Genomic DNA, 13,941 nt, shown 5'->3' with positions numbered 1-13,941 from the left:
GACAGCTGCATCCGTGCACATGGAACAAGTCAACACGCGGCGTCAAGGCGAGCGCGTCCGGGTGTGACAATGTCGGCCCCTGCCTGTTATCCGGGCCATAGCTGACATCCCACGTCACGGGCCCGGCGTAGGACTGATCCTTCACGTGGGGCACATGTGGCGGCGGGATCGATCACGCGCAGCAATGCCGCCAGCATGCATAGAAGTAAGCTCGGCGTTTCCAACTGATCGATCGAACCTTACCTCCATGATTCGAAGTCCCCCCGGGTTCCTTCCAGACTGATCTGCGGCGCAAGCAGGCATGGAGAGCCGCATGGCGTGCCGTTTCCCGATGGCATCGAGCCGGGAACCTGCTCACGGCTCAGCACCCCTCTGATGACGCGACCATCACGCTCGACGACGATCTGAACATCGAGTATCGCACCTGCCTGCGGTGCTCCCGGAAACTCGATGTGCATCGAACCCGTGCAGTCACTATTCACCTGATACGTGCCGGTCTGCCCTTGCGCGAAGCCGGCGGAATTGGCCGCGCCCGGTCGCGCCATGCCGGTGTTCATCAGGAAGTCCTTGCGCGTGAACGATCCTCTGCCATCGAACGTCTGTACGGCTACGCCGTCGATCAGTTGAGGACTCGCGTACGGATAGATCGTTCCGCCAACAATGATGCCTACCAGCGAACCGTGAGCGGCGAAGGCGTATGTCCCTCTCAGGGTAGCGTTCGAGCACTGGTGATCATCGGCGTGTGCGACGCCGCCAGAGAGGAGCAATGCGCCGGCCAACGCCGCGTAAGCACTCGAGAATCGGTGTTTCATTTAAATCCCCTTTGTCATCGACCTTTATCCATACTGCGGCGGCGGCGGGTGACGAACAATGGAGACACGATGAAGAAATCATGAATGACGGGCGCTTTTCAGGCGTCGGAAGGAAGAAAACTGCCCTACTCTTAATCGCAACCGAACGCCGGCATCAATGGGGGCGCCTCGTGTCGAGAAAAGCATACAACCGTTCACGAACCACGATGGCCATGACTGCCCGCCAGCGCTGGACCATACTGGTGGCCAGTACAGGTGGCGCACTCGAAGTCTTCGATTTCGTGATCTATGGCTTCTTCGCCCGCAACATTGGCGCCGCATTTTTCTCTAGGCACGCGGGCACATCCGGCGAGATGCTGTCGTTCATGGTGCTTGCTATCGGCTATCTGTCGAGACCTGTCGGCGGCATCGTGTTTGGCTGCCTGGGCGATCTGTATGGCCGGCGCATCGCTTTTCTGTCGTCCGCGATGATCGCGTCCGTTGCGACCTTCCTCATTGGAGTGCTTCCTACATATTCCGACTGGGGCATCGCCGCGCCCGTGCTTCTCGTGCTGCTGCGACTGATTCAGGGATTGTGTCTCGGCGGAGAACTCCCGGGTGCCGTCGTCTATGCGGTGGAAACCGCCCGCGCACGGCCAGGGTTCCTATGCGGCATCGTGTTCGTCGCCGTCAATCTCGCCCTGCTCCTCGCGACCTGCGTCAATCTTGTCGTGCAAAAGTCGCTTGCTCCCCTTCAGATGGACGATTACGGCTGGCGGCTCGGCTTTCTCATCGGCGGCATGATCGGTCTACTGAGCTTCTCGATACGCAGGCGTCTCGCCGAAACCGACGAGTACGCGCGCGCCGTCAGCGCGCGCCATCGTGAGCCCTTCAATACGCTCTTCCGTCGACATTTCACGCGGCTGGTGACGGGCACGGGCGCGTGCCTTCTGGTAGGTGCGTCAAGCGGCATTTTGCTCGGTTATCTACCGACCTATCTTCGTGGACTCCGCTATGAGCAGGCCCAGATTATCGACGCTCAAATCAGCTATCTCATCTCCGTTGCGGCGTGCATCCTCGTTACATCGCATCTCGGCGACCGCGTGTCCCGCCGCCAAGTGTTCAGACTCGGGACGATTCTGTCCGCACTCTTCGCGCCTGTCTTTTTCATCGCGGTGACGAATCGTTCGTGCAACCTCTCCGCGCTATATGTAATGGCCGGGGTCATCGCTTCACTGGCGAACGGAACGTACGCTTGCGCGATCGCCGAATCGTTTCCGCTCGACGTCCGGTTCAGCGGCGTCGCCACCGCGATGAATCTCGGGCTCACCCTGGCGCTCGGGCTGACACCACTCGCGGCAAATCTTCTGGATGCGCGACTGCGCGCTTCGCCCGCGCTCGTCATGGTGGCGTGCGCGCTGCTGTCGTTCGCCGCATCGTTCGGGATGGCGCGCAACGCCCGGTCGGCCGACGCAACGAATGTGAACATACGATCGCCCCTGAGAGAGCGCCCATGAACACGCCCGGCCCCGCAGACATGGAAGACGTCGAGCTGGACATGCGCCGCTACGAGTTGCGGCGCCGCGGCGAACCGGTCAAGCTCGAACGTCTGCCGATGGAGCTGCTGATCCTGATGGCATCGCGCAACGGGCAGCTCGTCACGCGCGCGGACATCGTGCGGGCGCTGTGGGGCGCGAACGCGTACCGTGACACCGACACGAGCATCAACACAGCCATCCGAAAGATCCGTATCGCGCTCGACGAAGACCCCGACGTCCCGCGCTATCTGATCACAGTCAAGGGCAAGGGCTACCGCCTGGAAGGCATTCGAGCGGTGGCCGGGGAGCCGGGCGCGGAAGCCGCGCCTGCTGCGGCATCCGCCGCTCCGATCCGCGTCCTGGTTTTGCCGTTCGAGAACAACAGCGACGACACCAGCCTCGACAGCTTTTGCGCCGCGCTCGCTGACGAGACCTCCGCGAATGTCGGCATGCTCGATCCGCAGCGGATCCTGGTGATCGCGCGCACCACGGCCGCTCGCTATCAGCGGGCCAACAAGAGCATCGCCCAGATTGCCCACGAGCTCAATGTCGACTATGTGCTGGAAGGATCGCTGATGCGCGAAGGCGGACGGGTTCGCATTCTGGCGCAATTGATTCGCTCCTTCGATCAAGTGCAGCTCCTGGGCTGCGCGCACGAGCCGATGGCGAGAGGCGCGCTCGATATTCAAAAGGAGGTTGGCGCAGCGCTCGCGAAGGAAGTCTCGCCCGCGCTCGCCGAGCGGCAGCAACACAGGTTGTCACGCAGGCTGCCGATCGATCCGGCCGCGCACGACGCGTATCTGCGCGGTCGCTACTACTGGACGCGCCGCGTGCATTTCGATGCCGGCTTCGCCGCGCATCATGCGCTGAACGACGAGGACTTCATCCGTGCACACAGCTACTTCGAGACCGCGCTGGATCTCGACCCGACCTATGCACTGGGCTACGTGGGGATGTCGAACATCTACGGCTCCACGGCGACGCATGGCTTCTACGCGCCCTCGCAGGGGTATCCGAAAGCGCGCGAAGCGGCACTGCGCGCCTTGGAGCTGGACCCAAGCCTTCCCGAGGCGCATCAGGCCCTCGCGGGCGTTCATTACTTCTACGACTGGGACTGGCGCCGCGCGGAAGAGGAGTTTCTCGCGGCGCTGCGTCTGAATCCGAGTCACGCTGAAACCAGCCGCCTCTATGCGCGACTGTTGCTCGTGCTCGGCCGAGAGGCGGAAGGACGCGCCCAGTTTGAACTCGCGGAAAGAGTCGATCCCCTCGGATTCGAAGGTTCGCGTGTTTTCGGGCTCGTGCAGTCGGGCCGGTATGACGAAGTGATTCGCGAGTATCTCAGCGCGGGGCACGGCCCGAGTTCGCCGCTCATTTATCAACTGCTCGCGACCGCTTTCGAGGTCGAGGAGCATTTCGAGGAAGCGATCGACGCAACCATCGACGCGCTCACGCGCTGCAATGAATTCGCCCGTGCCGAGGCGATTCGGACAGTGTGGTGTTCCGGTGGTTATAAAAAAGTCCTCGAATGGTACTTACAGGATTTGCTGGCGAGACGACGAAACCGCTACACCTCGCCTTTCCTGCTTGCCGAAATCTACGCGCGGCTCGAGAGGCCGGACGAAATGTTCCATTGGCTCGAAGTCGCGCTCGCGGAACGCTCGCCCCTGCTCTGCGAGCTACGCACGAACGCGTGGTTTAGGCGTTTCCGTTCGATGGGACGTTTCCGCAATGTCGAACGGCGCATCGGCCACTGACTTTTCCGTGCGACCGTTCAGTGATGGCGAAACGTATCAGACCGCACGCGCATCTCACTCGACCGGGCCGAATCGCCAGGACTAGAATAACCTCGGTCCAGGGACGAAAGCGAACCTGAGCTCGTGACCGACGTATCAGCGACCCCGCCGATATCCTTTGCGGACTGCGTTGATTGAGGCTGCTGGGCCGACGGTCCGTCTTGCGCCCAAACGTGGCACGAGACGACCATCGCTGCGACAACCGTTACGACTTGGATCATTTTCATTTCGACTTACTCCGGTTCCGGATTCGGCACGCCTGTCGAGAGACCAGCCGTGGACGTCGGCGCGTAGAGGACGCCTGAGGTGGCCCTTGACTTCGCGCCTCGCAGAGTCAGGATGCCCCGAGCTGCACACGAAGACCATCGACGAAACCTGAAGAAAAGCTGAAGCACGCTCGGTTGAGCCGGCGTCAAATGATGAGCGGGCCATGTCGGGTCCCGCCATATACGTGTCGCGCACTTCCACACATATGCGAGCGCCGTGACTGTGCCGTACGCAAGAGTGAACGCCACCGAATAACTCAATTGTGGGTTCAAACAATTGGGTTAGCTATTTAACACGTATCTTTGCTCCTGCACGGGCGTTGTAGTTGCCGTATTCCGGGTCATGCGGGTCGGCCTCTGGCGCTCACACGCAAATGGGCTGGGAAGTCGACGACATCGAGGCAACCGTTAGCGAACTGCGACAGGCGGGCGTCACGTTTGACGAATACGATCCTCCCGACCCAAGACCGTCAATGGGATCGCTGAGATTGAAGAGAACCGTTGCGACCGATTCGACTGTAGTTGAACAGTCGGGAGGATTCAGCAGGCGATGTATCGAGGTCTGTAGCGCGTCGACCAACTCTTTCTGCTGACTCAGGCAGCCTACAACCTGACGCGCATGCGAACGCTGGCCGCTCGGGCGGCATGAGCGCGAACGCGCAGGAGAATGCGACATTAGCAGCACCTGAATCAACGAAGTTCGGCGTCAAATTAGTTTGGATTCTAGGTCGCGTTGGCTCTTTCGAGTGAGCGAGCGCATTCAAGAAGGGATATTTCAACAGCCTGTTAGACCACCAACCGTCGCCGCCCCGCCATCTACCGCATTCACGTCGGATTCGCGTACGCGATTGCCCGCAATCGACCCAACTCGGCCACTAGACGTCTGCCCTCATCAGCGTCTGAAAGCGGCGAGTTCCAGGCACTCGGGTCGTTACGACGTCGAGCCGCATTCACGCGAGCCGTGTGTACTGAAGCTACCAGAACAAATCATTATTCGAATAACAGTGCACTCGCGCTATTCAGGAATTCGGGCAGCACGTCCTCACGAAACGCCGCTGGCTACTAGTCGAACCCATAAAGCCTCGCGGGGTTGTCTACAAAGATCTTCTGCTGCCAGTCCGATCTGCCGATCCACCCGGCGATAGTGTCGAGAAGACTTGCGTCATCTGGCTTGGCGCCTTTCTCAGTCGGATGCGGCCAGTCGGTGCCCCAGAGCATTCGCTCGGGTGCCATGCTGATTAGCGTTTTCGCGACAGGCGCAACATCTGCGTAAGCGGGCGCCCCGGTCTTCGTATCGACATAGGGGCCCGACAGAGTAGTGAATGTGTTGCCTTGGTCGACGAGGCGCTGCGCCGTGCGGAGTGCCTCCGACGAGAGACCGCCTGGCTCGGGAACATGCGCGATATGGTCGATCACCAGCGGACAAGGGAGCGCCGAGAGATGACTTTCCAGCTCAGGCAGCCGGACGCCTTGCACAACGAGTTCGATATGCCACTTCATCTCAGCGATTCGCGCCGCGAGCGGCGCCAGCATATTCACCGTTGTTGCGCCGGGATAACTGAGATTGAACCGTATTGCTCGAATGCCGCCCGCGTGAAGTTCGTGCAACTCCTTGTCGCTTACCGACGTGTCTACGACCGCCACGCCGCGTGCGTTGCTTCCGAAGCGCTTGAGCACATCCAGCGTGCAGCGATTGTCGGTTCCATAGGTCGACGGCGTCACAACGACATTTCGGTCAACGCCAAGACGAGCCTGCAGCAGACGATACTGCTCCACCGTTGCATTGGGCGGCCGCAGCGTCGTTCCGGGGGCACTAGGAAAACGATCGTCGTAGATATGCATATGACAATCGACGGCTCCGGCAGGCAGTCGGAACGAGGGCGGCTCAGACCCGCTGGACCATGTTTCGATCGCCTGGACATACGTCGGCAACGTCGACGCTGCCATCAGCGCCCCACCCATCTTGAGGAAACCTCGTCTGGTCGCTTTTTGCATGGTCAGACGGTCTCCGTCTTGCGTGCCAGGTGTTTCGTCTGTCCGTTGCGCGTCAGCATTAAGAGCGTTGCGACGCTGACGAGCGTGAGGACCGCGAGCGGCATCAGCGCCAACGCGTAGCTGCCCGTCGCTTCCTTGACCCATCCATACACATTGACCATCAGCCCGCCGCCGAGAAGGTTGGCGATCGCGTTGATGGTCGCGAGGCCCGCTGCAACCGCGCTGTTAGACAACATGTCCGTGGCAAGCGCCCAGAAAGGCCCCTTGAAGGAATAAGCACCCACGAGCACTGCGCACAGCATGAAAATCGTCGGCACGAGCGAGCCGCTCAGCGAGGTTGCAAACAGCCCGCCACCAATCAGAAGCATCGGCACGACAGTGTGCCAGCGACGTTCTCCCGAACGGTCGGAACGGCGACCCCAATAGACCATCAGGACAGATGCCACTGCGTAGGGAATCGAATTGATGAGACCCGTTTGCATGACTGACAGACCGAACGACTTCAGCAACTGAGGCTGCCATACCGACAACGTGCTGCCGGCAGCCGAAGCGCAGGTATCAACGAGCGCCAGACACAACACATAGCGATTGCGAAAGAGCTTCGTCAGCGGCATGTCGAGCACCTTCTTGGGTGCCTTGGTCTCACTGGCGAGCGCATCGACGAGCCACTGCCGTTCGTCGTCCTGGAGCCACTTTGCATCAGCAGGTTTGTTCGTCAGGACAAACAGGCAGACAACGCCGAGCAGCACCGTGGGAATGCCTTCGAGGATGAAGAGCCAGTGCCAGCCGCGCATCCCCCAAAACCCGTCCATCTGCAGCAGCGCCGCGGAAATGGGTGAGCCGATGAAGCTCGCGGCCGGGATCGCGACCATGAACGTGGCGACAATGCGCGCCCGATATGAAGCAGGAATCCAGTACGATAGATACAGCAACACTCCAGGAAAAAACCCCGCCTCGGCAGCACCGAGCAAGAAGCGAAGGATGTAGAACGTCGTCGCGTTATGTACCAGCGCCGTTGCCGCCGACACGATGCCCCACGTAATCATGATGCGGGCAATCCAGATGCGCGCGCCGTACTTTTGCAGCGCCATATTGCTCGGCACTTCGCAGAAGAAGTACGAGATGAAGAACAGGCTGCTGCCGAATCCGAACACCCTCGCCGACATGCCGAGGTCATGATTCATCTGCAACGACGCCATGCCCACGTTGCCGCGGTCGATGAACGCCAGAAGATAGCAGATCATCAGGAAGGGAATCAGCCGCCATACGACCTTCCGTATGGTGCGGCGCTCAATGTCCGATTTCGCCATGACACCGGTAGCTTGCATGTTTGTCTCCACTCTATTTTGCGCCTCAGCGCTGTTCCTTGAATCGTTGCCACAAGACGATGGAAATGACACCCACTGCGAGCACCACGGCCATCGCCGCAAATGTGTGCCGCACGCCCAGCGCTTCGGATACCGTCCCGACGAGCAGGTAACCGAACGGCATCGTCCCGTTGTAGGCCATGCCATACATGCCCACGAGTCCGCCGCGCACGTGTTCCGGGCACTGTCGCTGGATCGTTGCGTTCGTCGAGGTCGCGGCGAAGGTGAGGCTGAAGCCCAGGATAAAAAACGCCGGCATGGACGCGGCGGCGGCATCGGTCGTCGCGAGGACCATCAAAGCAGCAATGGCCGACCACGGTGCCCATGCGATGAACCGAGCCGATGCACGCGGCCCGAGCGCCGACGACAACAGCACCGCCGAACTCAGCGAGCCGGCGCCCGCGCACGCGAAGAACACGCCGGTGAAGCGCGCGGCGTCGTGGAACGCCCTATCTGCGAGCAGCGGCACCAGCGTTTGATAGCTCGCCGCGAACAAACCGATGCACGCGAGAATCGGCAGGTAGCGCGCTGAAAAAGCGTCCGACATGACATAGCCGACCGCGTCACGCAGGCTGCTTTCCGCGCGAGACGGTGCGGCCTTATCGGACAGGGGGATCGAGCGCACGCAGGTCGCCATGAAGCAAAGCGCCACGGCGTAGATGGCGAACGATACGCGCGGTCCGAGCGTCGGATAGACGAAGCCCGCGATCGTTGGCCCGACCATCCGCCCGACGTTGTAGACCATGGTGTTCATCGCCACGGCATTCGACGTGAGGCTTCCGTCTTGCAGGCTCGTCAGCAGTAGGACCTGGCGCGCGGGCACTTCCACGGCGCTCGAAATGCCGATCGCCAGCGCGTGCGCGAGGATCAGCTTGACACCCAACACGCCCAGCGTCGACAGAGTAATCAGGCTGACGGTCAGAACGAGCGACACGGTCAACACGCAAAGCGTGACGCGCCTCGCGTTCTCTGAACGAATCCGCGAACCTGCAATCGGCGCGACGACCAACTGCGGTCCGTACAGGAGGAAGTTCAGCAGAGCAAGAATCGCCGCCGAACCCGACAGGTGATAAACGAGCAGATTCAACGTCACGTTCTGCGTCCAGCTGCCCAGAACAGATGCGACCTGCCCGCTGAGATATCGCCGCAGCGCCGGCTCGGTCAGCGCGGGAAAAAGCCGGCTGACGATGCCCGATGACCGTGCGGCAGTGTTCATGAAAGCGCCTTGCCCCGCGTCTCAGGCGCGAAGAAGACGACGATGGCCGCAGCGATGAACGCGACAATCGTCGTCGACAGCCCGAGAACGAAGCCGCCCGATGTCGACGCCAGCGTGCCGATGACCAATGGCGCGATAAAGCCCCCGAGCCGCCCGCCGTTGTACGCGAGCCCCATGAAGAACCCTCTCGACGCCGTATTCCCGATAATCTCCGCGAGAAATGGCCCCGCGCCCGCGAAGATGCCGTTCACGCTGAAGCCGGTGAAGAAGATCGCCACCATCAAAACCAGTGCGCTCGACGACATGATGTAGCCGAACACCGCCGCCGCGCCGACGAGCAGGTACGCCATGAACATCGGCCGGCGGCCAAGACGGTCTACGAAGGCCGAGAACAACAGAAAACCGCTGATTGCGCCGAACTGAAGGGCGAAAACGAACTTGAGGCTACGTACGAAATCCAGGTGCTTCACCGCGACGAGAAACGTCGGCGTCCAGGTGAACACGCCCCAGTAGAGGTACTGGAGAAAGAAGATGAACGTGAACGCCGTCACGAGACCACGAACGTTGAGCGCTTCGTCGGCCGGTGCTTTTCGCATCACGGGTTGAGCATTCGCGCGTTTGCGTTCAAGCCAGATCGCCGACTCGGGCGTTTTGCGTGCGACAAAGAAGAGGATGAAAAACGGTAGCGCGCCGATCAAAAACAGCACTCGCCAGCCGTTGCCGCCCAAGCCGTCATTGACGCTTGCGACGATGCTCGAAATCGTGATGGCGAGAATCGCGCCAATCGGCAAGCCCATCTGCATGAGCGCACCGCCCTTGCCCCGACGGCTCGCGTGCCAGGTTTCGGCAATCAGTGCCGCGCCGGCAGTCCACGTTCCGCCCATCCCCAACGCGCCGAAAAAGCGGATGGTGGCGAACCAGTGTTCGTTCGGTGCGAACGCGAGCAGCCCCGAAAACAGCGAATAAATGCCGATGCACAACATGGCCGTGCGCACGCGTCCGAGCCTGTCCGACACATAGCCGAACAGAATCCCGCCGATGATCTGCCCCGCTGCCGTAATGCTCGTGAACAGCCCGAGCTGTGCTTTCGACAGACCGAACTGTAGGGCGAGCGTCGGCAGAAGAAGCGACAGCAGGAACGAGTCGTAGCTCTCGAACGTCCATCCGAGTCCCGCAAGGGAAAGCGACCGCCATTCGACGCGGGTGATGTCCCTGTAGCGCTTTGCCTCGACCTCGTTATCGGGTCGAATCTGCGCAACGCTCGCGCTTGTCTTCATCATTTGTCTCCGTGAAGTGACAGTCGGTAAGTCGCCGCCGCGGTTTTGCTAAAGAGCGCTGCCTTCTCTTGCAGCGTCATCGAACCAGCCAGTCGTTTGAAGGCGTTCCACAGGACGCCGTAGCCGAACATGCCCTTATCGACGGGAAAGTTGCTCTCGAACATGCAGCGCTCAACACCGAACAATTCGATGCACGTATCGAAGTACGGTCGCCACGCGGCGGCGAGATCCTCGGAAGAAGGCGGTAAGTCGCGGCGCGCGAAATCGAAGCCGAATACACTCATGCCCGCGCCGCCGAGCTTGATACGTGTATTTGGCAGAGTCGCCAGACGTGCAAGGCCACGTTTCCAGTCGGCGAATACCTGCTCACGCTTGCCTTCGTGCGGCCCCACGCCGACCGGTCCTCCAAAGTGGTCGATGACGACCGTCACATCCGCTGCAGCGCCAGCCAGCTCGTACAACTCCCCCAACTGCGTGTGATACACCCACGCGTCGAGCGATAGACCGAAGCGTGCCAACGTCTTCACACCGCGCTGGAACGCTGAATCGAGCATCAGATCGCGCGGTGGCGTAACCGGGCTCGAACTCACCTCGGGACTTTCATGCCACGCCAGCGGATTGCGAATGCCGCGTAACCGCCCGCCCGAAACCTCCAGCATCGTTTCGAGCACGTTCTCGAGCGCGTCGCCGAGCGTGAGATCCGCACCGCCAACGATGGCCTCGCAACCGCGCGTCGGCCCATACCCTCTACTTGCGAACATCGCCGCGATGCCGCTCGCGAATTCGATCTCGCCGACGGGTTTCATCGACTCGGGACCGTCGTGGCGCAGCATCGAACGACACTGCACGTAGACGGTCGATACGACTCGATGACCGCATCGCACATCCTTGCCGAACTCGTCGGTCAGGTATCGCCCTGTCTGACGATCCCAAAGGTGGTGGTGCGCATCGACGATGAGAAGCTCGGGCTCGAGGATCGGCTCCTCGCGCAACGCAAGCCATTCTTCGCGGACAGGCAAGTGAGGGGCATGGACGATTTGCACGGCGGTTTCTCGTCAGGATCGCGTCGTCAGAACTTCTGGCGAAGACCGACGGTGACGCCGGTCTGGTTATGGCCCGCCGCGACCGTGCCGTAGCCGTTCACGCCGAGCGCCGAATTGTCCTTGTTGTGCGCGTAGGCGACGGTCGCGTACAGGTCCGTACGCTTGGACAGGAAGTAATCCGCGTTCAGTACGGCGAGCCACGGATCCGCGCCCGTCGAATGAACGTCGTGGTAGTAGCCGGCAGCAGTCAGCTGGAACGACGGCGTGATCAGGTACTGCGCACCGAGCCAATAGAGATTTGCGGCATTGGCATCCGAGCCGTTGGCGACTGCGATCGGATTCGTCGGCAGGAATGCATTCGACGCACGCAGATAGCGATAGCCGGCGTAGGCCGTCACGGGCCCGAAGTTGTAGCTCGCAGCGGCCAGTGCCCGACGTTCGGTGCTCGTGTTGGTGGCGACCGTGTTGCTGTTGCGTTGCTCGTAGACGGCGGTCGCGGCAACCGGGCCGCTCGCATACGTCAGGGCGCCGCTGAAGAACCGGCCGGTGATGAGCGCGCCGGGCACTTCGGCACCGTATCCTGTGTCATAGCGCGTGCTATACATCGCCTGGGCCGTCACTGCGCCAAACTTTCCCGTGTACTTAGCGGAATTGTCGATGCGCGCGGCCAGCGCATAGTCGAGCGAAAGCGCGGAGTAGCGGGACGACACGCCCATCGGGTCGAACACGATCGACTGTTCATAGATAAGGGCGTTCTGCCGACCCAGCGTCAGTTGCTGGCCCTTGTAGGAAAGTCCGACCCACGCCTGACGGCCGAAAAGCCGGCTGGTCGTCGTCGGATTCGCGCCGAGGCCGCGGGTCGATTGCGCGGTCGTGCCGTCGTTGATGTTGAAACCGTTCTCCAACTGGAAGATGGCCTTCACGCCGCCGCCCAGATCCTCGACGCCTTTCAGGCCCCAGCGTGAGCCGGACAGATTGCCCGACACTTCCCTGACCTGCGATCCGCCCGCCGTCGTGTTGTTGAGGAATTCGACGCCGACATCGGCAATGCCATAGAGCGTCACGCTGCTTTGCGCATGCGCCAGGTTGGATCCGAATACCAGACTTGCCGCTGCGACGGCGCCAAGCGAGAAGCTAGTGTTGAGGTTGGCTTTCTTGGGAGCCTTCTTCAAAGACATGGTGTCTCCAGACAGTGGGTAATAGATTTTGTTTGTTCGACGCGCGTGTTTTCTAATGCGTCGCCGATGCTTCGCCCGCATTGGCGCCGGGATCGCCAAGCCATGCGATGGTCGCCGCACCAACGAGCATCACTGCCGCAATGGCGAACAACGGAACGGTGAAACCGCCTGACATCTGTTTGAGTGCACCGATCATCGACGGGCCGACGAAGCCGCCGAGATTGCCGACAGACACGATCAACGCGAGACCTCCCGCCGCCGCGCGGCCCGTAAGAAAGCCCGACGGAATCGCCCAGTAGGTAGCCTGAAACGACAGGATTCCGCTCACCGTGAAGCACAGGCACAGCAGCTTGAGAACGGCGCCGTCAACGTATGTGCTCAGGCAAAGGGCCGCTGCTGCAACCACCAGCGCGCCTGCAACGTAGGGAATTCGGTTCGCCGCTCGGGCAGCGATTTTTGCCCACAGCAGCATGACCACGGCGCCTGCGACGTAGGGAATCGCGGTCAGCCAGCCGACGACAGCGTGCTCGACGCCCAGCTGCTTGATGATCTGCGGCATCCACAGGCCGACGCCGATCGACCCGACGATGCCGCAGAAGTTGATGAATGCAAGCACGAACACGCGCCAGTTGGTCATCGCGTCGCGCAGCTTGTTGCCGTGCTTGGCGCCAATGTCGCGTTGCTCCGCCGACAGCCTCCGGGCGAGCGCGGCCTTCTCGTCGTCGGAAAGCCATTTAGCCTTCTCCGGCCGGTCGGCCAGCACGAACAGACACGCGATGCCAAGAAGGACCGCGGGCAAGCCTTCGATCAGCAGCAGCCATTGCCAGCTACGTAGCCCATGCATGCCGCCCAGTTGCAGCAGCGCACCGGAGATGGGCGAGCCGATGATATTGGCCACCGGAATACCGACGAGAAAGGCTGCCGTCACTTTGGCGCGCCACTTTCCCGGGAACCAGTGCGTGAAATACAGATAGATGCCGGGTGTAAAGCCCGCCTCGGCCAGCCCGAGGAGAAAGCGTGCCGCTGCGAAGCTCTTCGGACCGACGACGAATGCCGTCGCCATCGACAGGATTCCCCAGGAAATCATGATGCGAGCAATCCAGATGCGCGCACCGACCTTCTGCATGATGAGATTGCTGGGAATCTCGAACAGGAAATACCCGATGAAAAACATGCCCGCGCCGAACCCGAACTGCTCGGCCGTCAAGCCGAGGTCTTTGTTCATGGTCAACGCGGCGAACCCGACGTTCGTTCTGTCGAGGTAGCTAATGACGTAGCACGCAAAGATAAAAGGCAGTATCCGGCGAAAGACTTTCGCCAGGGTGCGCTCGCTCGCGGCGTACTCCTCGTGGCTGATGTTCCGGACCGGCTTCGTTTCGGTCACCGGCGAAGTCTGTGCGCCGTTCACACTTTGCGATATGTTCATGTGTGCTCCTCCATCGCGCTCTTTTCGGCGCGACGTGTTTCTCTCGTGGCT

Annotated in this window: 10 protein-coding genes and 1 pseudogene; 3 read left to right on the top strand and 8 right to left on the bottom strand. The window is 61.1% G+C overall.

What is annotated here, in order from left to right:
• Window positions 1-239 precede the first annotated feature (239 nt).
• Window positions 240-812 (bottom strand): hypothetical protein, encoded by a 573-nt coding sequence (locus tag PQR08_RS08010; protein WP_238210579.1) that lies wholly within the window; start codon window positions 810-812, stop codon window positions 240-242.
• Between the two features lie 80 nt (window positions 813-892).
• Here PQR08_RS08010 and PQR08_RS08005 point away from each other — a divergent pair, with 80 nt between their 5' ends.
• The 3 genes and pseudogenes from PQR08_RS08005 to PQR08_RS07995 form a co-directional block, all read left to right on the top strand.
• Window positions 893-2,308, top strand: a complete 1,416-nt coding sequence (locus PQR08_RS08005; RefSeq protein ID WP_250485859.1) for an MFS transporter — start codon at window positions 893-895, stop codon at window positions 2,306-2,308.
• Window positions 2,305-4,083, top strand: a complete 1,779-nt coding sequence (locus PQR08_RS08000; protein WP_250485946.1) for a winged helix-turn-helix domain-containing protein — start codon at window positions 2,305-2,307, stop codon at window positions 4,081-4,083. The genes PQR08_RS08005 and PQR08_RS08000 overlap by 4 nt, the downstream gene beginning before the upstream one ends.
• 831 nt (window positions 4,084-4,914) lie before the next feature.
• Window positions 4,915-5,037, top strand: a pseudogene (locus PQR08_RS07995) (IS5/IS1182 family transposase); the annotation flags it as partial.
• A 413-nt stretch (window positions 5,038-5,450) separates the two neighbouring features.
• Here the strand turns inward: PQR08_RS07995 and PQR08_RS07990 are convergent.
• The 7 genes from PQR08_RS07990 to PQR08_RS07960 are packed head-to-tail and all read right to left on the bottom strand — an operon-like array spanning window position 5,451 to window position 13,890.
• Window positions 5,451-6,383, bottom strand: coding sequence for an amidohydrolase family protein (locus tag PQR08_RS07990; RefSeq protein ID WP_250485858.1), 933 nt, complete (start codon window positions 6,381-6,383; stop codon window positions 5,451-5,453).
• A gap of 2 nt (window positions 6,384-6,385) precedes the next feature.
• Entirely contained in the window at window positions 6,386-7,711 is a 1,326-nt protein-coding gene (locus tag PQR08_RS07985; RefSeq protein WP_250485945.1) for an MFS transporter, read from the bottom strand.
• A 25-nt stretch (window positions 7,712-7,736) separates the two neighbouring features.
• Complete coding sequence (locus PQR08_RS07980) at window positions 7,737-8,966, bottom strand: MFS transporter (RefSeq protein ID WP_250485857.1); 1,230 nt, start codon at window positions 8,964-8,966, stop codon at window positions 7,737-7,739.
• Window positions 8,963-10,243 (bottom strand): MFS transporter, encoded by a 1,281-nt coding sequence (locus PQR08_RS07975; RefSeq protein WP_250485944.1) that lies wholly within the window; start codon window positions 10,241-10,243, stop codon window positions 8,963-8,965. Before PQR08_RS07975 ends, PQR08_RS07980 begins: the two co-directional genes overlap by 4 nt.
• Window positions 10,243-11,286, bottom strand: coding sequence for an amidohydrolase family protein (locus tag PQR08_RS07970; RefSeq protein WP_250485856.1), 1,044 nt, complete (start codon window positions 11,284-11,286; stop codon window positions 10,243-10,245). Before PQR08_RS07970 ends, PQR08_RS07975 begins: the two co-directional genes overlap by 1 nt.
• Window positions 11,287-11,312: 26 nt before the next feature.
• Entirely contained in the window at window positions 11,313-12,464 is a 1,152-nt protein-coding gene (locus PQR08_RS07965) for a porin (protein ID WP_250485855.1), read from the bottom strand.
• A 52-nt stretch (window positions 12,465-12,516) separates the two neighbouring features.
• A complete protein-coding gene (locus PQR08_RS07960) occupies window positions 12,517-13,890 on the bottom strand; it encodes an MFS transporter (protein ID WP_250485854.1) in 1,374 nt (457 codons plus the stop codon).
• Window positions 13,891-13,941: the final 51 nt, after the last annotated feature.

This window comes from Caballeronia jiangsuensis (assembly GCF_046030135.1).
Lineage (GTDB): Bacteria > Pseudomonadota > Gammaproteobacteria > Burkholderiales > Burkholderiaceae > Caballeronia > Caballeronia jiangsuensis.
Note: the sequence above shows the minus strand (reverse complement) of the source record. Positions and strands in the feature narration are given on the sequence as shown.

Coding starts and splice junctions, on each gene's coding strand:
- PQR08_RS08010 (WP_238210579.1), bottom strand. CDS start 812: ATGAAACACCGATTCTCGAGTGCTTACGCGGCGTTGGCCGGCGCATTG.
- PQR08_RS08005 (WP_250485859.1), top strand. CDS start 893: ATGAATGACGGGCGCTTTTCAGGCGTCGGAAGGAAGAAAACTGCCCTA.
- PQR08_RS08000 (WP_250485946.1), top strand. CDS start 2,305: ATGAACACGCCCGGCCCCGCAGACATGGAAGACGTCGAGCTGGACATG.
- PQR08_RS07990 (WP_250485858.1), bottom strand. CDS start 6,383: ATGCAAAAAGCGACCAGACGAGGTTTCCTCAAGATGGGTGGGGCGCTG.
- PQR08_RS07985 (WP_250485945.1), bottom strand. CDS start 7,711: ATGCAAGCTACCGGTGTCATGGCGAAATCGGACATTGAGCGCCGCACC.
- PQR08_RS07980 (WP_250485857.1), bottom strand. CDS start 8,966: ATGAACACTGCCGCACGGTCATCGGGCATCGTCAGCCGGCTTTTTCCC.
- PQR08_RS07975 (WP_250485944.1), bottom strand. CDS start 10,243: ATGAAGACAAGCGCGAGCGTTGCGCAGATTCGACCCGATAACGAGGTC.
- PQR08_RS07965 (WP_250485855.1), bottom strand. CDS start 12,464: ATGTCTTTGAAGAAGGCTCCCAAGAAAGCCAACCTCAACACTAGCTTC.
- PQR08_RS07960 (WP_250485854.1), bottom strand. CDS start 13,890: ATGAACATATCGCAAAGTGTGAACGGCGCACAGACTTCGCCGGTGACC.